The sequence below is a fragment of the Stenotrophomonas sp. YJH_SMC_91 genome, from assembly GCF_059368495.1.
This window is the reverse complement of record NZ_JCAFRT010000004.1, coordinates 227283-245721: the sequence shown is the minus strand read 5'-3', so window position 1 is coordinate 245721 and position 18439 is coordinate 227283. Positions and strand designations below refer to the sequence as shown.

Below are 18439 nucleotides of genomic sequence, written 5' to 3'. Positions count from 1 at the left end.
CGCGCAGGCCCCAGCCGGTATGACCGGCCAGGGCGAGCACTCCCTGCCTGATCTGTGGCAGGGTCAGGTGGTAAAAAGCGCGACGCCTGCCTGCAGTCGTGCGTAGTCGCGCAACGGCATCTTGCGCACGTCGTCCGGCGAGATCTCGCACAGGTTGGCGATCATCCGCACCTCACGCTGGGCGTCGCTGCCCTTGTCGTCCTGGTAGCGCTCCATGTCTTCCACGGTCGGCTCGCGCATGCGCAGCACGGCGGTTTCCATGCCATTGACCTGGCGCGGACGGGTGAGGGTGATCTCGGCAAAGCCATCGCGCTCGATGACGGTGTCGGTGGGGGTCTTGGTCTTGCTGGACATGGATGCGTTCCTGGAATGCGATGCGGTGCGATGGATGCGGGGGCGCGAGGCGCCCCCGGGTTCTTCGGTGCGGCGTGGGCTCAGATGCCCAGCGCGCCGCGGATGCCGGCCAGGACGTCGACGCCACCCTGGCGGGCGATCATGTTGACCACGTCGATCTCCTGCACTACCTGGGCACCATGGGTCAGCTTGTAGTAGCTCAGCGCCAGGCTGACCTTGATCGTGCCCTTCTCGCCGACCTTGGTTTCGCCACGGTCCAGCAGCTTCACCTTGCCGCGCATGTTGTGCACGACCTGGGTCACTTCGCCGTCGTCGCCTTCCAGCGCCTCGCGGGCGGTGAAGCCGTATTCCTTGCTTTCGATGACGTGGAACTTGCTCATGATCTCCGCGTCGTCGGAGGCGAACTCGACATCGGCGGTCAGCTTTTCATGGCCGAGCACGATCTCGGTCGGGGCGAGCATGCCGCCGGCTTGGAAGTCCTCGGTCTTCAGCGACAGCTTGGGGGCGGTGAAGGACATCACGCTGCCGGCATAACCCTTGCCGTCGACGTAGAAGTTGAAGTTTTTACGGATCTTGCGCGCCATGCTTAGAAGATCTCCGAGACGTAGTTGTTGTTCATGTGCATGCGGAAGGTCAGCTGCTCACCCGGGTAGGTCGGAGTGAAGTCGAAGTCCCAGTAGAAGCGGCCCTGGGCCACGCTGTCCGCTGCGTTCAGTTCCGGGTCGATCCAGCAGTTGCCGCCGAGGATCGCGCCCTGGGTCTTCAGGCCGCGCAGGAAGGCATTGACGCCCTCGCGCACGTCATCGACGTAGGTCTTGCTGATGCCGCGGTCGACGGCCCACAGGTGGGCGGCTTCCAGGCTGTCGGCGATGATGTCGGCGGTGCGCACCACGCACAGGAACTGCCACTTCGGATCGATGCTGGTGGTGCGGTTGCCCCACAGGCGGAAGCCCCCTTCGCGGATGACCGTGGCCACGTTGGCCTGGTTCAGCAGGTTGGCGCGGCTGGTGGCATCGGACAGGCCGAAGTCGATCGCACGCGCGGTACCGACCACGCCGTTGAGTTCCAGGTTCGACGGCGACGCCCACCAGCCGCGCTCGTTGTCGCTGCGGGCGATGGCACCGGCCACGGCACCGGAGGCATGGCGGGTGACGATGGCATCACCGGACTGCACCAGCAGCGCGGGGTCGACCACGTAGACGCGCTTGGAGCCGGTCAGGGCGGCGGTGGACTTGGCAGCGTCGTCGTTGCTGTTCGGGCCATCCTTGATGATCACCGCACGCAGCTTGTCGGCGATGCCGAGCAGTTCCGCTACGACCGGGTTGGCCAGCACGGCCTCCGGCTTGGCCGGATCGGCCGGGTGCACATGGGTGAAGCCGGGTGCGACCAGGATGCGCGGCTTGACGCCGACGATGGACTTGGCGGCCAGCAGCGCATGCACGCCTTCGTAGGCGCCGGTCTGGGCATTCACGCCGCCCAGCACGTTGGCCAGGGTGGCGCTTTCATTGGCGCCCTTCTCGACGCGGACCACGACGACGACGGCACTGGACTGGTCGAAGATCGTGTCGAGCGCACCGGGCAGGGTGCCGGCATCGGTGCCGGTGGTCGCCGACAGCTTGGCGGCCTGCGACGGCGAGGTCACCAGTACGGGCGTGTTGATGGGGAACGCTTCGGTGTCGGCCAGCGGTGCGGTGCCGACGATGCCGATCACGCTGCTGGAGGCGATGGCAATCGATCGGGCACCGGTATCGATGTTGACGACCTGTACGCCATGGAGAAATTCGGTCATTCGGGGTTCTTCCTCGGTGTGGGTGTGTGCCGGCTTGTGCAGGCGACGGGGTAATGTTCGGAGAATGTGGCGGTCGCGATAATTGCAGCGGTGGCCCGATGTGCAATCAGTACCAGCCCGAAACGGCGACGTTGGCGTATACGGTTGAAACCTGAGCGGGGCTACCGGAACGACGGAGATGAACGGCTATCTCAACCGTGATGCTCTCGTACATGGAAGATGCCGCAGGAATGCTGATGGATACGGTTGCCGAGCGCGATGTCGCAAGTGAGGAGAATGACGGTGCGCTTGTGCTGAACGAAGCAGCACCTGTGTTGCTGGCCGTGAACTGCACTTCGTACTGGCTGGGGTTTGCACCCGCCGGTGCCCAGCGACCGGAATCCACCTGGGCGGTGGCATCGTTGCCACCGCCGTAACTGTTGCTGTGGACGGTGAAGTTGCCGTCGGACAGCAGGCTGATCTGCACCGACGCCGTGACATCGCCGAATGAGTTTGTTTTGGCGCCATTGCCGGCTGAGTAGTCCTTGCCATGGAAGGGCGGCCGGTAGCTTGCGGTACCCCGGGCCGCCCACAGGTTGGACACGTCCATTCCGTTGATGCGATGGCCTACGTCGGCACGCTTGCTGCCGTACTGGATGTGGGCATAGCGGCGGCTCAGGTCGCCGCCGCCGATACGGCGGCCCGAATCCTGCGCCAGTGGACCTTCAACGTACGGATCGAACAGGTCGTCAAAGTCGACACCGGAAGAGCGATATCCGCTGGGCATGTCAGCGCTCCGCTTTCAGTGCGCGCACTTCGGCGGCCAGTTCCTGGATGGCCTTGGCCATCACCGGCAGCAGCTGGTCGAGCTTGACCGATGCCACGCGCTCACCCTGGAACTCGACGCCTTCCAGGTCGACCGCTTCCGGCACCAGTTCGGCCAGCTGCTCGGCGACGAAGAACAGGCGACGGCGACCGTCGTCGTTGTACTCAGGCTTGTAGTGGCCGGCCGACAGTTCCATCCGCTCGACAGCGGCAAGACCGTAGGGGACGGGGCCGTTGATATCCTTCAGTTTGCGCGAGGAGCCGAAGTCGAAGCCTCCGCTTGTACGCAATGACCCGCTCCTCGAGAGCACAATCGCGTCGGTGAGGTACGTGCCATCGTCGTTGTACGACCAGATCTTGAAAGAGCGGTCGCTCTCAACTCCAAGCTGCCATTGGCGTACGCCCGATTGGTACACGGCGTATGCGCCCTGCTGTGATCCGAGAGTCGAGCAGTTGGCGATGAATGCGCTCGGTGCACCGGGGTTCACCTGCGAGGAAACACTGCCTGCGAAGGACCCGCCACCGTTCAGGGCTTCGAACATACCGGACGCTGTGAAAGCGTAGTAGCTACCAACCGACCCGCTATCCGTAGCTGCTCGGACGCTGAATCGACCATCCGCTGATCGGTATAGGTAGCCGGTTGACATCTGCGCTCCGGCGAGGCTGATTGCGAGCCCGCCGGTCATCGTGTCGCCGGCTTTGCTTACCTTGCTTGCTGGATCGAAATTGCCGCTGGTCCAAACAGTGCCGCCCGCGTTGAGCATGGCGGTGTATCCGCCTGCCGCGTTGGCGAAAGTGAAGTTCGAGCCGTTCTTGAAAATGTAGGAGTTGGTATCGCCGAGCACGAGTACGCCGTCGTTGGCCACACCATTCCATCCATAGGAACGAAGCGAGTTTCCATTCACGCCGACGTGCCCGGTGAACGTCCCGCCACTCTTGTCCATCTTCGCTTCAGGCGCGAAGTTCCCGGCATGCCACATCGGCGATCCATTCCAGCGCGGGCCATCACCATGCTTGATGGTTATCTCGCTGCTGGCACTGCGGTCCGCGCTCCACACGCGCCACAGGCTGGAATTTGCCCAGCCGCCAATGAAGGACTGCTCGGCACCGGCGGCACCGAAGCCCAGCAACGGATACGTGCCGCTGATGAACTGCTGGTCGGTGAACGTGTTGCCGCCCCTGGACGCCTTGCCATCCAGTGCCGACTGCAGCCCGGTCACATCGGCAATCACATGCTTGTGGCCCACGGTGGCGAAGTCACCGGCCAGGGCGAACTCGGAGGCGTGCTTGCCGTCCAGGGTGTCGGCGTCCAGGCCGTTGCCATGCCCGGTGTCCTTCAGTGCGGCGCTCTTCAGTTCCAGCGCAGTGCGCGCCGCCGCGGTGTTCGCCGCAGACAGCAGTGTCTTCGCCAGCGCGGTCGGGGCGCTGGCGCCGAAGCGCTTGTCGGTGTAAGCGCGCACGCCACGCGGGGTAGCTGCGCGCTGGGTGTCGGTCGCATCTTCGGCTTCGGTGCTGGTGGCCAGCTCGACCACGCCGACGACCTCGGTGGTGGCCGGTGGATAGAGGAAGCCGGCATCGCCGAACTGGATCTGCGTCGTGTCGATCCCGCTGAAGCGGGTATCGGTGGCCAGCAGCAGCATCGATGCGGCCGACTTCTCCATGATCGGATCGGCCTGGCCGTAGCTGGCGAACAGCGTACCGTCAGCCAGGTACAGGCCGAAGCCGCGCAGCGTGTAGGAGGTGGCGCTGTCGTCGCGGATGGTGACGTGCACGGTGTCATCGCCCACGGCCTGGCCGCCGAAGGTGGCGACGCGCTTGATCTCGCCGGGCAGTGCGGTGAGCCCCGCGGAAGGCACGAAGGCGGTCGAGGTCAGGCCGATCTGGGTGATCAGCACGGCGTTGGTGCCGGTGTTCGGCGGATTGACCAGCTTGGCGAAGCCGGCATCGGTGATTTTCAAGCGCATGCGGGGGTTACTCTCCGATCAGTTGAAGGCGGCGGAAGGCCGTGGCGTGGGCGGCTGCAAGTGCGCCGACGGCGGCGTCGGCCTGCATGCCCTGGGTAAAGGTGAAGTGCGAGCGCACCGGCTTGGTCCGGGTGATTTCGCCGATGACGTCCTCCACGAACATCGCCGTGGCGGACTGGCCATCCTGGTTGGCGATGGTCATCACCGCTTCGAAGGTGTGCGGCGCGCCCCTGGGCTGCAGCTGCCACCACTCGCGGATCAGCACCGATCCACCGAAGGCGGCCACCACGTCGCGCACGCTGCCGGCGGTGCCCTTGCGACGCTGGATGGCGATGGCCGTACGCACCCGGGCGCGCTTCACGGCTTCGGGCCAGTAGGCCTTCCATTCGTCCACCGACAGCGCCCAGGCCAGCCAGGGCAGCAGTGCGGTCGGACAGCGGTCGGCATCCCACAGCGCGGTGATGTCCACCGGCAACGGACGTGCAACGATGGCGCGGGCAAGCGCGCGCTCGGCATGGGTGGCGTTGGCGGGTAGCAGGTTTGCCGCCGAGGGCACCACCACCTGGGCGTCACCATCGATGACCTCGCCGGGCGCCGGTGCAGCGGCCAGGGTGACCCTGCTGCCCTCGATGACGCTGCCCTGCAGCGGCTGCCGCCCCCGTGCATCGGTGCGGTACACCGCCTGCAGGCTCGCCAGCGCGCCGCCGGGGTGGCGGAAGGTGCGGTTGCGGCCATCGATCGCGCCGCGCAGCCGCGCGTTGATCAGGCGCGTGCTCGGCTCATTCATCGGTGCCGCCGTGGGTCAGGGTCACGCCGGCGCAGTGGGTGGCCTGGGTTCGGTCCACCACCACATCTGCAGCCGGATGGACGATCTCCACGCGCTGCACGCCCTCGGCATGCAATGCGGCGAACAACCCCGAACGGGTGACATCGCGGCCGAGGCGATGTGACTCGCTGATGTAGCGGTCCAGGCGGGTGCGCGCTTCGGCAAGCACGACCTGCGAATCCGGGCCGGCAAAGGTGAACAGCGTGGCGTCGACCGAGTAGGTGACGATCGTGGCCGGCTTCACCAGCACGTGGTCGGTCAGCGGTCGCACGTCATCGGCGCTCAGCTTCGCCTCGACGATGTCGAGCAGGCCCTGGGTGGCGGTTCCATCCGCTTCGCGCGACAGCACCGAGACCACCACTTCGCCCGGGGCGGGACTGGTCGCACTGGCGTCGAGCACGCGCGGGTCCGCGCTCAGCGCATGGAATACATAGGCACCTTCCGGCCCTGCCACGCTGAACCCTTCCGGGCCCAGCTGGATGCGGCGGCGGAAGTCCTCATCGCTCTCATATCGCGGTGGAATGCCTTCCTGCGGCCTGCCCGGGTCGAGCACCTGGCGGGCGACGCCGAAGATCGCGGCGAGGTGGTCCAGGTCGCTGCCACCGGCATAGGCCAGCATCACGCCACGCGCGGCGTCGTTGACACGCTGGCGATCGAGCAGGCGCAGGTAGGTGCAGACCTCCAGGATCTTGAAGGCCGGGTCCGACGGCAGCAGCGCGTCGAAGGTGGGATCCAGGGCCTGCAGTGCGGTCAGCGATTCATCGAACATGGCTTCGAAATCGAGCACTTCGATGACCGCCGGTGCAGGCAGCTGGGACAGATTGACACTGGTGAACGAGCCGGATGCCACGGTTAGCGAACCTCGATTCCTTCGATGGTGATGGCCTCGCCGTCCGGCAGGTGGATCCCGGTCACTGCCAGGATCATCACGCCGGGGGCGGGGAGGGAGACGTCGACGTTCTCGACGTGGAGACGCGGTTCCCATCGCGCCAGCGCGTCGACGGTGGCCGCGATCAGGTCCATGCGCAGCGAGCGGTTGGTCGGCGCATCGATCAGTTCAAACACGCGTGAACCGTATTCGCGGCGCAGTACGCGGGAGCCAAGAGGCGTGGTGAGAATGTCACGCACGGACTGGTGGAGATGGGCGAGCCCATCCAGTGATTTGCCGGTGTTGGCGTCGATTCCTCGCATGGCCTCTATCGTCGTGGAGTGCGGGTTTTCAGGGCATTGCAGGCGTGGCCGCTCAGGGCTGCGCGGGCGTGGTGGGTGCGGTCGGACCCTGTGCGGTGTGCTTGTGTGCCTTCAGGCCGATGGCACCGGCCTTGACTTCGCCCGGTGTGCTGATGTCCTTGCCGGCGCTGATCGCGCCGCTGACATCCAGATCGCCGGTGGCCTTGATCGAGGGTGTATCGAGCACGATCGATTCGCTGGCGATCACCTGTGCATTCGCGCAGGTGACGATGACCTTGCCGCTGCCGACATGGACGTTGAGCGTGGTGGTTTCCCGGTCGTACTCGACGCTGCTGCCGTCGGCGAACTCGGTGCGCTGCAGCAGGCGCGAGTCGGCCGGCGGCGGAAAGCGGTCCTGGTACAGGCTGCCGAGTACCAGTGCCTGGCCAGGGTCGCCATAGGGGCACGCCAGCACGACCTGCTCGCCCGGTTCGGGAGCGCACCAGCTGCGCATGCCCGGTCCGGCGCGGCGTTCCAGCCAGGGAATCCAGTCGGTAAGCATGCCGTCGGCATCGACGCGAACGCGTCCGCTTGCCTCGTCCAGCTCGCGTACCACACCGATCATCAGCAGGTTGCCGATCAACCGCGCGTGTTCGGCGCTCATGGTGCGCGCTCCGGCAATGGCTGGTAGCGGGACTCATGGACGCGGCCGATCTCCGGCGCGAAGCTGTAGCACGCCTGCGGCACCACGCCGCCAGCGTCGTCCCAGGGGTTGTCGCCCAGCGCGACCGGCAGTGACCACTCGACGATCCAGGTGCGCAGGCCCGGCTGTGCCGCCGCGGGGTCTTCCGGCAATGCTGCAATCACATCGATCGCACCGCTGGCAACGCCGGGGAAGCGGCCGAGCTGGTGCAGCCAGGTCGCCAGGGCGAGGGCCGCGTTGCGCAGCTGCAGCGCTGTGGTTGCATCGGTCGCCGGCAGCGCAATGCGCGCTTCGAAGCGCAGCGTGGCCTGCAGCAGGCCACTGCCATCATTGTTGTCCCTGCTGCGGTCACAGCGGGTCATCGCCAGCAGGCAGGACGGCAGGGGCATCCCCTCGGCGTTGGCGTCGCGATGGAACTCGACGCTTGCAAACCCCGGAAAGCGTGCGCGGATTGCGGCTTCGATCGCGGCAATCAGCGGATCGAGCGTGGGAGGGAAGGGATCGTTCGCCATGTCAGCTCATGCAGGGAAGGGAAGAAGGGCGTGGCCCGTGCGGCGCGCGCGGTCTGCAGCCAGTGTTGCCATCACCGCGGTGGGGTGGCATTGCAGGCGTGGCCGTATCCGGCAGGCTCAGTGCGTGGGAGTGGCACTGTTGCCGCAGTCGGCGGGTGCTGCCGGCGCGGCGCCATTGATGGTGATGCCGCGCTGGCTGCCGAGGCTGCACAGCAGCGCACTCAGCTGGTCGGCCAGCGCGTGGTACTGCTGTGCGACCGCAACGTGATTGCGCAGCAGCGCGTCATCGCTGGCTGCGTGCAGGTCCGGCAGGCGGGGTGGGGGAAGCAGCTGGGCAGGTGCGATGCTGAGGTCAGCGCGGTAGGGCGTGGCCGGCGTTGGCCTCGCGCCAGATGCGCACGAACTCAGCGTCAGCGTCGCCGCGATCACGACCAGGAGTCTTGGCATGGGTCTCGATGTCCCGTTGCAGGGTGTTGAACTGTTCGGTGTGCCGGGCCTGGTGGGCCAGGCGCTGTGATTCGGCCTGCGCGCCTGCGGCGCTGTTGGCGAGGGCCTGCTGGTGCGCGCGCTGGACTGCATCGGTGCGGGCCTCCTGCTGCGCTGCCCGGGTGGTGGCAACGGCAAGGTCCGCAGTGCGGTCGCGCAGGGTCCATCCCAGCCAGGCGCAGCTCGCGTGGCTACCGGCAAGGACCAGCAACCCGATGCCCAACCTCAGTGCCGCGGGCGTCACTGCAGGGCTCCGCCGGCGGCACGGTACGCCGCGCGCAGTGTTTCCAGTGCGTGCTCCTTCTGGCCGTAGCCGGCGCCCGGCAGCGATGCCCAGATGCGCCGGGCCGCGGTGACGGCGGCATCGAAGCGTCCCAGCCGGATCAGCTCGTAGGCACCGCACTGTTTCAGCAGGGCGACTGCTGCACGGTCCTGGGAGACTGGCCCGAAGTCAGGCAGGCCCAGTCGCGCGCGCAGGTCATCCCAGGTGCTGCGCAGGAACTGGTAGCGGCCGGCGGCGCTGGATTTGATGCCATAGCGTGGCAACGACACCAGCACGCGGGGATGGTCGCGGTAGTCGGTGAACAGCTGGCCACCGACGATGACGTCGTAGCCGCGGTCACGTGAGCGCTGGTTCGGAATGTCGGTGCCTTCGGATACCGCCAGCATGTCCAGGAATGCGGCGACGTTGGCGCCACCGAGGGCGCTGGCTGCCGCGGCGGTCATGCGGCGGCCCCCGGCTGCTTGCGCACCAGGTTCAACAGAGCGTCTATCTGTACGCTCTGCTGGGCGATCTGTGCACGCAGGGCGCTGACTTCACCGCGCAGCTGCCCGATCTCCTGGGCCATTGCCTCGCGCTCGTGCATCAGCCCATCGGCGCGTGTACGTTCGGCCGCGAGCTGTTCCTGAAGGGTGCGCAGGGTGTTGCTGGTGGCTTCATCGGCGGTGCGGTCGACCTTGGCCGACGACAACCACTGGCGCAGCCACAGCGACACCGCGATCAGCACGCCCGAGGTCCCGCCCAGGTACTTGGCCCAATCCGGCACGCCGGCCAGCAGGTCGCTCTCGTTCATGCGCGTGCGTATCCCTTGAGCAGGGCCGGGTGGACAGCCGGTGGCAACGCGGTGCGCGCACCGCGCAGGGCGCGCTTGATGGTGGTCTGTGAGACGCCGAACTCACGCGCAACATGGTCGCGTGGCATGCCGCTGGCGACCGCGCGGGCAATCTGCTCGCGGCGTTCGTGCGCGCCGGCAGCGAAGCAGGATGCCAGGAACAACAGTTCGCCGCCGAAGTGCGCGACCAGCCGCTGGGCGACGTCGTGGCCAAGGATGTCGATCAGCCGGTGCTGGTCGGGCAGGGTTGAGGGGACGTAAACGATGACGCGGTGACGGCCGGTGGTGCTGGAGGTGGTCGGCGGCCAGGCACGCACCAGCGTGAGGGCTGCGGATTCGCCGATGACCTCGGCCAGGGTCTGGATGCTGTCGGGCAGGGCGTTCATGGAGGTTGTCTTCAGTGGCATTGATCTCCACTGTTGCCATCCCGCATGACGAGTCAACACCTTTCATCTACTTTTATATCGGTGCGCTGAAGACGTTCAGTCGTGCGTGAGGAGGGGGGAGGAGCACGACACGCCTGCTTGCAGTGAGCCGAATCCGCTTGCTCTGGCCGCTGGTGTTTTCCTGTACATCCGTACTCGTTGTCCTCACCTGGCAGGAACAGAGGCAGATCAAGGGGATGGGGCAGGTACAGGGTGAGGACGGCCACTTGCCACACAGCCTCATGCGCCGTGTACTGGCCGGAAACGAAAAAGCCCCGGACGATGCCGGGGCTTCAGGACTGCAGGGGGCGCTGGATCAAAGATCGAACACCAGATTGCCGCCGGTCTTGCGGGGGATGTACCCGGCGTCGCGCAGCCAGCGTGCCGCGTTGACCTGGTCCATGCGCTTGACCGGGAAGCGGTTGGCGAACATCAGGAAGCGCGCCACGGTGATCGACTCGCCCTTGCCCTTCAGGGCCGCGAGGGTTTCGACGAACCATGGCGCGGGCGGCTGCTGGTTGCCCGGGCGGGCCACGGTACGCGCCTGCTGGGCGCTGCCAGCGCCTGCCCGGGCAGTGGCCAGCGTGCACAGCGAGATGAAGATCGCATCCAGGCTCACGTTGTCCTTGCTGCCCTTGGGCTGGGACTTGAACAACTCGATGGCCTTCAGGCGCGTCGACGTGAACTGTTCGACCTCCATGGCGTTTCCTCTTTGCGAAATGGGTTGGGGATGCAGGGTGACGACAGGTGTCGTCGGTGATGGGGGATGACCTTACATCATTTTCGCCGATGATGGGTCGGGGCCTGCGCTGGGTTCGGGGGATGGACCGGATGGCGGGCCGGCATTCCGGATCAGATCACACCGCGCGAACGCAGCTGGTCCAGCGATCTGCGGACCAGATCGGCCGCGGTGCTGTCATTGTCGACTTCGATGTCGACCAGCTCATGCGGCAGCGGCTGCTCGCTGGCATGAGGGTCGCTGCTGCGATGGCCTGGGCGATTGACGCGGATCACGACACCACCACGACGCCGGATCGCGCGGGCCTCATTGGCGGAGCGGACGTCGGGTACCAGCCCGCCCTCGGGCAGGCGTGCGAACAGCGAGCGCACCCACAGCTCGGGATGGACGCGGTCACGCCCCCACTCGGTACCGGCGGTCTGCATCAGGTGGCGCGGGGTGAGTTCGGCCAGCCAGTCGATGGCGTCCTCCTTGCGGCTGTCCAGTTCGTGCAGGGAGAGCCCGAGGAGGGAGGCGACCAGTTGCCGCAGCGGGGCCGCGAAGCTGTCGCATGGCAGTGACAACGCCGACGCCAGTCCATTGGCGAGTGTGTCCTTGCCCGAGCGCTTGCTGCCGGCGATGCCGATGTAGAGCGGTACGCGCGCACGCGGCGCCGGCCGCAGGGCGATGCTGCCCAGTGCAGGGCCGGCACGGAACGCGGCCAGTGTGTCGGCAATCATGCGATGACCGCTGTCGGGGGAGGCGGGAATCATGCGGAATCTACTCCTGGAGAAATGCGGCAGGTGCCGGAGGATCAGGAATCGCGACCGACGACGCTGCGGGCGCGGAGGATGCGCTGGGTGATGCGCCCTCCCCGGGCCGCTGCGGCGATCGGGTCAAAGCACAACATGGCGGTGCGGGTACGCCGGCCGGCAGCAAGGTGGTCGCGGATGGTCCGCTCGGACAGCACCGGTACCCGCTGGTGGATCTGCTGCACGGTCAGCTGCTCACCTTCGAAGGCATGCAGTTGGGGACGGGGCATGGCGGAAGCGCTCCTGGAAGGTGGCGGGCCGATACCTGCATCTTGCCCCTGTAGATACTCCTAGGCAACACCTTTCATCTACTTGCATCATGGTGCGGTTGGGCGGGCGGGCTGGCGATCCACAGCCGCAATGCCGCCGCTGCCAGACGCTCACGCTCAACGGGGCCACGTGCGGCCTGGACACCCTCGAGATACTGTTGGCGGTGCCGGCGCGGACTGACCGCCGTCCAGCGCCCGTCGGTACCCATGCGCCGGTAGCCGTCCAGTTGCAGCAGGCGACGTGCTTCGCAGTGCAGGCGCCAGTCGCCGCTGCTGCTGTCAACGTCGCGACCATCATGGAGGCGCGGCATCTAGAACGGCCCTGCCGCGTGCTCGGCCAGACTGCGTCTGCGCTGTGGCATCAGCCAGACCTTGGCGCGCTCCTTGCCCACGACGCGGGTGCGCACGCCATGCCGCTTCACCACGTAGGCCGCGGCCTCGTTCACCTCGCGACGGTTGGGCCTGTCGATGCCCACCGCGATGACGATCTCTGTGGCGCGGTAATGCGCGCTCCAGTGTTCGGCAGGGAGCGACCAGTCGAAATGGCGATCGATCAGTTCGGCGATCGGCGAGATGGGTTCGTGTTCGCTGTTGGTGGCATTGAGCGCATCCAGTTCCTCGGCACTCAAGTGCCAGGTCTCGCCACTGCAGTACAACGCATGGGCCTCTGCCCAGACCTGCTGCATGTCGATCCGCGCCGGTTCGCCCAGCGCCACGGCGTGCACGGTCCACCAGCGGGTGTTGCCGGTGGCATCGCGGAGGAAGCGTTCGTCGTTGACACTGGCAAACAGGATGGTGCGCCGCGCATAGCGGGATTCGGTGCGCGCGTAGGGGCGACGGATCTCGTCATGGCTGCGCGAGATGAATGATTTCAGTGCCGCGATATCGGTACGGCGGAAGGTGGCATCGACTTCGCCCAGCTCGACGATCCATCTGGAGATGACCTGCTTGACGCTGTCCTTGTTGGCCGGATCCAGCACCACCCCGTCGGCGATCAGTTGCAGCTCTACCGGCGCCAGCTGCCGCGCCCAGCGTGTCTTGCCCAGGTTCTGTTTCGAAACGAACGTCAGCACGCCGCGCGCGACCACGCCATCGGGCTCAAACGCCGCAGCCACGCCGGAGATCAGCCAGCGTCGCATCAGGACTTCCTTCAGCACGCGGCCGTCGGCCATGTGCGTGGGCCTGGCTTCCTGCACGGTGTCGAAGAACGCCTGCAGGCGGGACTGACCATCCCACGGCCGTGAGGTGATCCAGCTGGCTACCGGGTTGTAGGGATTGGCTTCGGCCACCTGGCACAGGTTGGTCTCGAAGCTGGCGGTGGCCATGCCGGCGCGGTGCATGCAATCCATCACTTCGCCCGCCGCGACCTCCTTGGCGTTGTCCACGGTCGTCTGCAGCCCAGGAACCAGAATCTCCAGATCCTTGCGGATGACGTTGTAGCGCACGGTCACACCGGTACGACGGCACAGCTCGGCCAGGTTGCGGGCGGTTGGCAACGGCCGCCCGCGCGCGTTGGTATCGGGAAACGGGGTGAAGGCATCGAATGCGGACAGGTTGCCAGGCACCTGGTAGCGCGCGCTGGCCGATGACGGCGCATCGTCCAGCGCCACGTCGTCGCCCCCTGCCGGCGGCATGGCGGGCAACAACTGGGCACGCACGGTGTCCAGCCCCTCGCGCAGATGCAGGTCGTTGAAGTCGGTAGGGCGGTCATCGTCGCCATGCAGCGTGGCGAACTCGGGCCAGACCACGCGGGCATCGATGTCCGCGGCAGCCTGCGTGGCCAGGGTGACGCCAGGGTTGTCCAGCGGCTGCCGCGTCCACTGATCGTTGTCGGCACACAGCACGAATGACGCGTCCGGCATGGCGCCGCGCCAGGCTCGGGCGACCGCGCCAAGGTTGCCTGCATCCCAGGCCACCACCACGCACCAGCCCGTGGCCTGGTGGATGGATCCGGCGGTGGCATAGCCCTCTGCAATGGCGATCGGCTGGCCGGGAACCGGCTTGCCGATGACATGGAAGCAGCCCTGCTTGCGGCCGCCGGAAAGAAAGTCCTTGTCGCGTCCGAGTGCCGGATCCATGCGTGGAAAGATCGCCTGCAGCGAGACAATCCGGCCCGCACTGTTCATCACCGGTACCAGCAGGGCATTGTCGATGTGGCGGAAGACCAGCCCATCGCTGTTGCGCACCGGCCATGGCGCCACACGCAGGCCATGTGCGTGGATGCCCTTGCGTACGAGATAGGGATGGTGGGCATCCGCGGGAATGGCGCGGTTCCACAGCACATTGGCCACCTTGGCGGCGGCGCCCTCGCGCTCGCGCTGATCCCGTTCGCGCGCGCTGCGGGCCGCCTCCTGGCGTTGCCGGATGGCACGCTGCTCGGCGGCGCTCAACGCGGTCGGCGATTTCGCGCACCAGGCATGGCGGGTGCCCGTCCGCCAGCTGCCGAACTCGCCGGCCGGCACGTGGTCTCCAAACAACACCGCCCAACCATTGCGCGTGCCACGACGGTCGCCTTCCACATGGAAGCGCACCAGCGTGCCATCGGCATTGAGCGCGTCGCGGCCGCGCGCGTCCGGCACGATACCGTGCGCGTGCATGGCCTGCAGGAACGCGGGAACGATGTCCTGCGTGGGATGCGGTGTGTGCATTCGACGGAGCCCCTGGGAACGTGGATCGGTCCACGGCGGCCGATGGCGGCCAACGTGCTGTGCAGTACCTGGCGTGCGCAGGCCACGCAGCGGCCGACCGACGCAGTGTGGTCAGGATGTGATGGGAGGTGGTGACACGGTCATGGTGTCGGAATGGGGGTTCATTTGCAACACCTTCCAGTACCTTGCATCCCCGGTCGCGAACAGGCCGCCCGTTACTCGTTGGATCTGTGATGACGATCCGCAGATTGCTGTGGTCGCGCCGATGCGTCGCAGTTGGCGAGAACCGGTTTTCGGATGATGCGATCGCCGTCAACGACGGCCCATCGTTTCTCTCCATCGCGCCTTCGGGCGCCCGTGCACAAGGAGCCTGCATGCCTGAAATCCACTGCAACCACGAACGCCGATCCGCCGCGGAATCCGCGTCGTTGACCGTCGTTGCGACGTTCTCAATCGGTGCGACCACCCCTCGATAAAATACAACCCGCATGACGGACACCATCGACGAAGCGCAGGAAATGGAAGCGCGCCACCTGCAACGCGCCTTGGCCCAGCACGCAACGCGGGCCAGCAACGTTGCCCCTCTCACTCCCATGGGGGAATGCCACAACCCGGACTGCAGCGAAGACTTCGACAACGATCCGGCAAGGCTGTTCTGTGGGCCTGCCTGTGCCGAGCGTTTCGAAGCCATCCATCAACACCGCAACGCATAGGAACAGGGGACATGTCTCTGAACAGCAACGACGCTGGCTTCACCGAACGCATCGCCGGTTTATCGGCCGAGCTCGCCGTGCTGGTGAGCCTGGTGGAGAACCACATCCATCTGCAGCTGGCTGATCTGGCCGACTCGGGTGATGTGGATGCACAGGAGCGATTCGCGGTAGCCGATCCGGAGCGCTGGTTGGAGAACGCCCGCAACAGCCTGCAGGCGGGTGTCATGTTCCTGGAGCGCGCGGTGCAGCAGCCGGCGCGGTTCTAGTCATCCGGTGCGGGGGCGGAAGGGGCCGGCCAGGCTGCCTTCCGTCCCCCTCGGGCAGTGGACGATCCCCTGCGCTGGAGGCTGCGTCATAACGTCGCACTGGCCGCCGGGCAACCCTGAACGTGGTCCAAGGTTGACCGCAGGCCCGTAGAATGGCCGGGTGCGTCGTTCTGTCCTCCACCGCCGGTTCCAGTCCCTGGCATGGCTTGCCATGCTGCTGGTGCTGCTCGCCCCGTTGGTGAGCCGTTGGCTGGCGCATGGTCACGTAGCAGCGGCTGTGCCGGTAGCGGCGATGGACCATTCCCAGCATGTGCAGCATGCGATGGAGGGCCATCACGACCACCACGCGATGGCGATGCAGCAGGGCGAGGTCTCAAAGAAGCCGCCCGCCGATCCACACGCCGCGCATGAGATGGGCGTGGACTGCGACTACTGCCTGATCGCCGCGCGGCTGATCACCCTGCTGGTGGCGGCATTGCTGCTGTTGGCACCGATGGTATCGATATGCCGTGCGCTGCGTGGTGCAGTGCAGGCGTTGCCGCAGCGGGTCAGCGGCACATTGGGAGCGCGCGGGCCGCCGGTCTTCATGGCTGTCTGAGCCCTGCGCGCACGCCTTTGGATTGATTTTCCCAAGCTGCCAGGCCTGGCCTGGCGCGACTGCGTGCGCGTTCCCCGAACTCCCTGAGCTGCCCTGCCACTGCAGGGTGGCCTTGCATGCCGTGAACAGATGAAAACGAACCCCAACTCCGCGCGCCTGCGCCGGGCGACGCTGCCTGCCATGTGCGCGTTGCTCCTGCACACCGCCTCTGTACTTGCCGCCGATGCGGCACCACCGACCACGCTGGATACCGTGCGCGTGGTCGATACCCGCAGCGGCGAGCTGTCTTCCACCTCCAGCGCAGGCTCTGCGTTGGGCCTGAGCGTGCTGCAGACACCGGCCAGCCTGACGGTGATTTCGCGCGAGCAGCTGGAACAGCGCGGCGACACCAACCTCAATGATGCGATCAGCCGCGCCGGTGCGATCAGTGCGATGCCGCACCCGGGCAACGGCCTGAGTGCGCTGTCCAGCCGTGGCTTCACCGATGGCGCTTCCGTGATGCGCCTGTATGACGGGCTGCGCCAGTATGGCGGCGTGGGCATCACCTTTCCGTTCGATACCTGGTCCATCGAGCGCATCGAAGTGCTGCGCGGTCCGGCTTCGGTGATCCATGGCGACGGTGCGATCGGCGGCGTGATCAGCATCGTGCCGAAGAAGCCCACGCGTGGGGCAATCGAGAACGAGATCAGCGCAACCGTGGGCAGCGAGGACACCGCACGCCTGGGCTTCGGCAGTGGTGGCGCGCTGACGCCCGAGCTGGCCTACCGGCTGGATGTGAGCGGCAACTACAGCGGTGGCTGGGTTGATCGCGGGCGCAGTAGTGATGCCACCTTCTCCGGCGCACTGCTGTGGCAACCGCGTGCGGATCTGCAGCTGTCGCTCACCCATGCGGAAGGCTATCAGCAACCGATGCGCTACTTCGGCACGCCACTGGTGGATGGCCGCCAGCTGGAGGCGCTGCGCCACCGCAACTACAACGTGGAAGACAGCGACATCCGCTACCGCGACCGCTGGACCCAGCTCGATGCGCTGTGGACGCCGAACGCAAGCGTCGAATGGCGCACGCGCCTCTACCAGATCGACAGCCAGCGCGATTGGCGCAATGCCGAAGCCTACGTCTACAACCGCGCTACCGGCTTGATCGATCGCTCAGGCAATACCGAGATCACCCACGACCAGGACCAGACCGGGTTGACCTCGACGCTGAGGGTACAGGGGAACATTGCGGGCCTGGCCAACAGCTTCGCCGTGGGCCTCGATGCCAACCGCGCGCACTTCAAGCACACCAACAACACCTATGCCGGCAGCTCGGGCCCGGTCGATCCGTTCGATCCGGTGCCGGGCCAGTTCACCAGCGACGCGCCGAACCTGCCGCGCTACCGTAATCGTGCCGAGCAGTACGCGCTGTTCGTGGAAGACCGCTTGGCGCTGAGCGAGCGCTGGTCGATGCTGGGTGGGCTGCGCCACGACCGCGCGCGCATTGATCGTACCGATCTGATCAGCGGCCAGAACGCGTTCTCGAAGACCTACCGCAGCACCGGCTGGCGTGCAGGCACGGTGTTCGCGTTGCGGCCGACGCTGAGCCTGTATGCGCAGTACTCGCAGGCGGCGGACCCGGTCAGTGGCCTGTTGATGATCAGCCCGGCCAACGGTGCCTTCGACCTGGCCAAGGGCCGGCAGATCGAGGTGGGCCTGAAGCAGGCCTTCGATGGCGGCGAGTGGACGCTGGCGGCGTACCGCATCCGCAAGACCGGGCTGCTCAGCTGCGATCCGCTGGTGCCGGATCGCCGCGTGCAGGTGGGCGCACAGACCTCGCGTGGCATTGAGGCGTCCTTGAACTGGAACTTCGCGCCGCGCTGGTCGCTCGATGCCAATGCCACGGTGCTGAAGGCCGAGTTCGAGGACTTCCTGGAAACCACCGGTTCGCCGGCGGTGCTGGTGTCGCGTGATGGCAACGTGCCACCGAACGTGGCCGAGCGCCTGGCCAATGTGTGGCTGAGCTGGCAGTTTGCACCGGACTGGAGTGCGGCGGGCGGCGTGCGTTACGTCGGCAAGCGCTACGCCGACAACGCCAACACCTTGGAGCTGCCCGGCTACAGCACCACCGACCTGGCACTGACCTGGCAGGCGGCACAGCGCACGCGGCTGTCGGCGCGGCTGTTCAACGTGTTCGACAAGGCGTACTACGCCACCGCGTACTACACCAGCACGCAGTGGCTGCTGGGTGCGGACCGGCGCGTCGAATTCACCGTTGATCATCGCTTCTGAGG

The 18439-nt window shown here is 66.5% G+C and carries 23 protein-coding genes; 4 read left to right on the top strand and 19 right to left on the bottom strand.

All coding sequences use genetic code 11. The features are described from left to right. Positions 1–63: 63 nt before the first annotated feature. The 19 genes from AC5P5X_RS08315 to AC5P5X_RS08225 all read right to left on the bottom strand — a co-directional run bounded on the left by AC5P5X_RS08315 (position 64) and on the right by AC5P5X_RS08225 (position 14592). A complete protein-coding gene (locus tag AC5P5X_RS08315; RefSeq protein ID WP_005412456.1) occupies positions 64–354 on the bottom strand; it encodes a phage tail assembly protein in 291 nt (96 codons plus the stop codon). A gap of 80 nt (positions 355–434) precedes the next feature. After that, complete coding sequence (locus AC5P5X_RS08310) at positions 435–938, bottom strand: phage major tail tube protein (protein WP_005412457.1); 504 nt, start codon at positions 936–938, stop codon at positions 435–437. Between the two features lie 2 nt (positions 939–940). Continuing rightward, positions 941–2143 carry a phage tail sheath C-terminal domain-containing protein gene (locus AC5P5X_RS08305; protein ID WP_024956112.1) on the bottom strand — a complete coding sequence of 401 codons (1203 nt, stop codon included), beginning with the start codon at positions 2141–2143 and terminating at the stop codon, positions 941–943. A 106-nt stretch (positions 2144–2249) separates the two neighbouring features. Continuing rightward, on the bottom strand, positions 2250–2909 hold the full coding sequence (locus AC5P5X_RS08300) for a hypothetical protein (RefSeq protein WP_111173608.1): 660 nt from the start codon (positions 2907–2909) through the stop codon (positions 2250–2252). A gap of 1 nt (position 2910) precedes the next feature. Continuing rightward, positions 2911–4911, bottom strand: coding sequence for a tail fiber domain-containing protein (locus AC5P5X_RS08295; protein ID WP_111188999.1), 2001 nt, complete (start codon positions 4909–4911; stop codon positions 2911–2913). 7 nt (positions 4912–4918) lie between these two features. Further along, on the bottom strand, positions 4919–5467 hold the full coding sequence (locus AC5P5X_RS08290; protein ID WP_223846484.1) for a phage tail protein I: 549 nt from the start codon (positions 5465–5467) through the stop codon (positions 4919–4921). Between the two features lie 223 nt (positions 5468–5690). Beyond that, on the bottom strand, positions 5691–6587 hold the full coding sequence (locus AC5P5X_RS08285) for a baseplate assembly protein (protein ID WP_005412462.1): 897 nt from the start codon (positions 6585–6587) through the stop codon (positions 5691–5693). A gap of 2 nt (positions 6588–6589) precedes the next feature. After that, positions 6590–6928, bottom strand: a complete 339-nt coding sequence (locus AC5P5X_RS08280; RefSeq protein WP_005408332.1) for a GPW/gp25 family protein — start codon at positions 6926–6928, stop codon at positions 6590–6592. Positions 6929–6980: 52 nt separating this feature from the next. Next, positions 6981–7571 (bottom strand): phage baseplate assembly protein V, encoded by a 591-nt coding sequence (locus AC5P5X_RS08275; protein ID WP_111188998.1) that lies wholly within the window; start codon positions 7569–7571, stop codon positions 6981–6983. Beyond that, a complete protein-coding gene (locus AC5P5X_RS08270; protein ID WP_111188997.1) occupies positions 7568–8122 on the bottom strand; it encodes a hypothetical protein in 555 nt (184 codons plus the stop codon). Before AC5P5X_RS08270 ends, AC5P5X_RS08275 begins: the two co-directional genes overlap by 4 nt. 117 nt (positions 8123–8239) lie before the next feature. After that, positions 8240–8569, bottom strand: coding sequence for a hypothetical protein (locus tag AC5P5X_RS08265; RefSeq protein WP_181453843.1), 330 nt, complete (start codon positions 8567–8569; stop codon positions 8240–8242). A gap of 279 nt (positions 8570–8848) precedes the next feature. Beyond that, positions 8849–9334, bottom strand: a complete 486-nt coding sequence (locus tag AC5P5X_RS08260; RefSeq protein ID WP_012479306.1) for a glycoside hydrolase family 24 protein — start codon at positions 9332–9334, stop codon at positions 8849–8851. Further along, positions 9331–9681, bottom strand: a complete 351-nt coding sequence (locus AC5P5X_RS08255) for a hypothetical protein (RefSeq protein ID WP_005408337.1) — start codon at positions 9679–9681, stop codon at positions 9331–9333. The genes AC5P5X_RS08260 and AC5P5X_RS08255 overlap by 4 nt, the downstream gene beginning before the upstream one ends. Then, positions 9678–10106, bottom strand: coding sequence for a helix-turn-helix domain-containing protein (locus AC5P5X_RS08250; protein ID WP_223846372.1), 429 nt, complete (start codon positions 10104–10106; stop codon positions 9678–9680). Before AC5P5X_RS08250 ends, AC5P5X_RS08255 begins: the two co-directional genes overlap by 4 nt. A 355-nt stretch (positions 10107–10461) precedes the next feature. Then, complete coding sequence (locus AC5P5X_RS08245) at positions 10462–10845, bottom strand: hypothetical protein (protein WP_049444117.1); 384 nt, start codon at positions 10843–10845, stop codon at positions 10462–10464. Positions 10846–10997: 152 nt separating this feature from the next. Then, complete coding sequence (locus AC5P5X_RS08240; protein WP_495215955.1) at positions 10998–11636, bottom strand: deoxynucleotide monophosphate kinase family protein; 639 nt, start codon at positions 11634–11636, stop codon at positions 10998–11000. A gap of 41 nt (positions 11637–11677) precedes the next feature. After that, positions 11678–11905 (bottom strand): hypothetical protein, encoded by a 228-nt coding sequence (locus AC5P5X_RS08235; protein ID WP_049459414.1) that lies wholly within the window; start codon positions 11903–11905, stop codon positions 11678–11680. 74 nt (positions 11906–11979) lie between these two features. Next, positions 11980–12255, bottom strand: a complete 276-nt coding sequence (locus tag AC5P5X_RS08230; protein WP_049459415.1) for a DUF7696 family protein — start codon at positions 12253–12255, stop codon at positions 11980–11982. Beyond that, a complete protein-coding gene (locus tag AC5P5X_RS08225; RefSeq protein ID WP_329762592.1) occupies positions 12256–14592 on the bottom strand; it encodes a VapE domain-containing protein in 2337 nt (778 codons plus the stop codon). It lies immediately after the preceding gene. Positions 14593–15080: 488 nt separating this feature from the next. Here AC5P5X_RS08225 and AC5P5X_RS08220 point away from each other — a divergent pair, with 488 nt between their 5' ends. The 4 genes from AC5P5X_RS08220 (at position 15081) to AC5P5X_RS08205 (ending at position 18437) form a co-directional block, all read left to right on the top strand. After that, positions 15081–15305: a hypothetical protein gene (locus AC5P5X_RS08220; RefSeq protein ID WP_005408344.1), complete on the top strand. Its 225-nt coding sequence runs from the start codon at positions 15081–15083 to the stop codon at positions 15303–15305. 11 nt (positions 15306–15316) lie between these two features. Continuing rightward, positions 15317–15571, top strand: coding sequence for a hypothetical protein (locus AC5P5X_RS08215; RefSeq protein ID WP_005408345.1), 255 nt, complete (start codon positions 15317–15319; stop codon positions 15569–15571). Between the two features lie 211 nt (positions 15572–15782). Further along, positions 15783–16169 (top strand): DUF2946 family protein, encoded by a 387-nt coding sequence (locus AC5P5X_RS08210; protein ID WP_111188993.1) that lies wholly within the window; start codon positions 15783–15785, stop codon positions 16167–16169. Positions 16170–16298: 129 nt separating this feature from the next. Then, a complete protein-coding gene (locus tag AC5P5X_RS08205; RefSeq protein WP_495215954.1) occupies positions 16299–18437 on the top strand; it encodes a TonB-dependent receptor in 2139 nt (712 codons plus the stop codon). Positions 18438–18439: the final 2 nt, after the last annotated feature.

What these genes read in the sequence shown, in the direction of transcription:
- AC5P5X_RS08315 (WP_005412456.1), bottom strand. Translation starts at nt 354, where the DNA reads ATGTCCAGCAAGACCAAGACCCCCACCGACACCGTCATCGAGCGCGAT.
- AC5P5X_RS08245 (WP_049444117.1), bottom strand. Translation starts at nt 10,845, where the DNA reads ATGGAGGTCGAACAGTTCACGTCGACGCGCCTGAAGGCCATCGAGTTG.
- AC5P5X_RS08295 (WP_111188999.1), bottom strand. Translation starts at nt 4,911, where the DNA reads ATGCGCTTGAAAATCACCGATGCCGGCTTCGCCAAGCTGGTCAATCCG.
- AC5P5X_RS08210 (WP_111188993.1), top strand. Translation starts at nt 15,783, where the DNA reads ATGCTGCTGGTGCTGCTCGCCCCGTTGGTGAGCCGTTGGCTGGCGCAT.
- AC5P5X_RS08240 (WP_495215955.1), bottom strand. Translation starts at nt 11,636, where the DNA reads ATGATTCCCGCCTCCCCCGACAGCGGTCATCGCATGATTGCCGACACA.
- AC5P5X_RS08255 (WP_005408337.1), bottom strand. Translation starts at nt 9,681, where the DNA reads ATGAACGAGAGCGACCTGCTGGCCGGCGTGCCGGATTGGGCCAAGTAC.
- AC5P5X_RS08235 (WP_049459414.1), bottom strand. Translation starts at nt 11,905, where the DNA reads ATGCCCCGTCCCCAACTGCATGCCTTCGAAGGTGAGCAGCTGACCGTG.
- AC5P5X_RS08225 (WP_329762592.1), bottom strand. Translation starts at nt 14,592, where the DNA reads ATGCACACACCGCATCCCACGCAGGACATCGTTCCCGCGTTCCTGCAG.
- AC5P5X_RS08305 (WP_024956112.1), bottom strand. Translation starts at nt 2,143, where the DNA reads ATGACCGAATTTCTCCATGGCGTACAGGTCGTCAACATCGATACCGGT.
- AC5P5X_RS08260 (WP_012479306.1), bottom strand. Translation starts at nt 9,334, where the DNA reads ATGACCGCCGCGGCAGCCAGCGCCCTCGGTGGCGCCAACGTCGCCGCA.
- AC5P5X_RS08230 (WP_049459415.1), bottom strand. Translation starts at nt 12,255, where the DNA reads ATGCCGCGCCTCCATGATGGTCGCGACGTTGACAGCAGCAGCGGCGAC.
- AC5P5X_RS08220 (WP_005408344.1), top strand. Translation starts at nt 15,081, where the DNA reads ATGACGGACACCATCGACGAAGCGCAGGAAATGGAAGCGCGCCACCTG.
- AC5P5X_RS08205 (WP_495215954.1), top strand. Translation starts at nt 16,299, where the DNA reads ATGAAAACGAACCCCAACTCCGCGCGCCTGCGCCGGGCGACGCTGCCT.
- AC5P5X_RS08300 (WP_111173608.1), bottom strand. Translation starts at nt 2,909, where the DNA reads ATGCCCAGCGGATATCGCTCTTCCGGTGTCGACTTTGACGACCTGTTC.
- AC5P5X_RS08270 (WP_111188997.1), bottom strand. Translation starts at nt 8,122, where the DNA reads ATGGCGAACGATCCCTTCCCTCCCACGCTCGATCCGCTGATTGCCGCG.
- AC5P5X_RS08265 (WP_181453843.1), bottom strand. Translation starts at nt 8,569, where the DNA reads ATGCCAAGACTCCTGGTCGTGATCGCGGCGACGCTGACGCTGAGTTCG.
- AC5P5X_RS08275 (WP_111188998.1), bottom strand. Translation starts at nt 7,571, where the DNA reads ATGAGCGCCGAACACGCGCGGTTGATCGGCAACCTGCTGATGATCGGT.
- AC5P5X_RS08310 (WP_005412457.1), bottom strand. Translation starts at nt 938, where the DNA reads ATGGCGCGCAAGATCCGTAAAAACTTCAACTTCTACGTCGACGGCAAG.
- AC5P5X_RS08250 (WP_223846372.1), bottom strand. Translation starts at nt 10,106, where the DNA reads ATGAACGCCCTGCCCGACAGCATCCAGACCCTGGCCGAGGTCATCGGC.
- AC5P5X_RS08280 (WP_005408332.1), bottom strand. Translation starts at nt 6,928, where the DNA reads ATGCGAGGAATCGACGCCAACACCGGCAAATCACTGGATGGGCTCGCC.
- AC5P5X_RS08215 (WP_005408345.1), top strand. Translation starts at nt 15,317, where the DNA reads ATGTCTCTGAACAGCAACGACGCTGGCTTCACCGAACGCATCGCCGGT.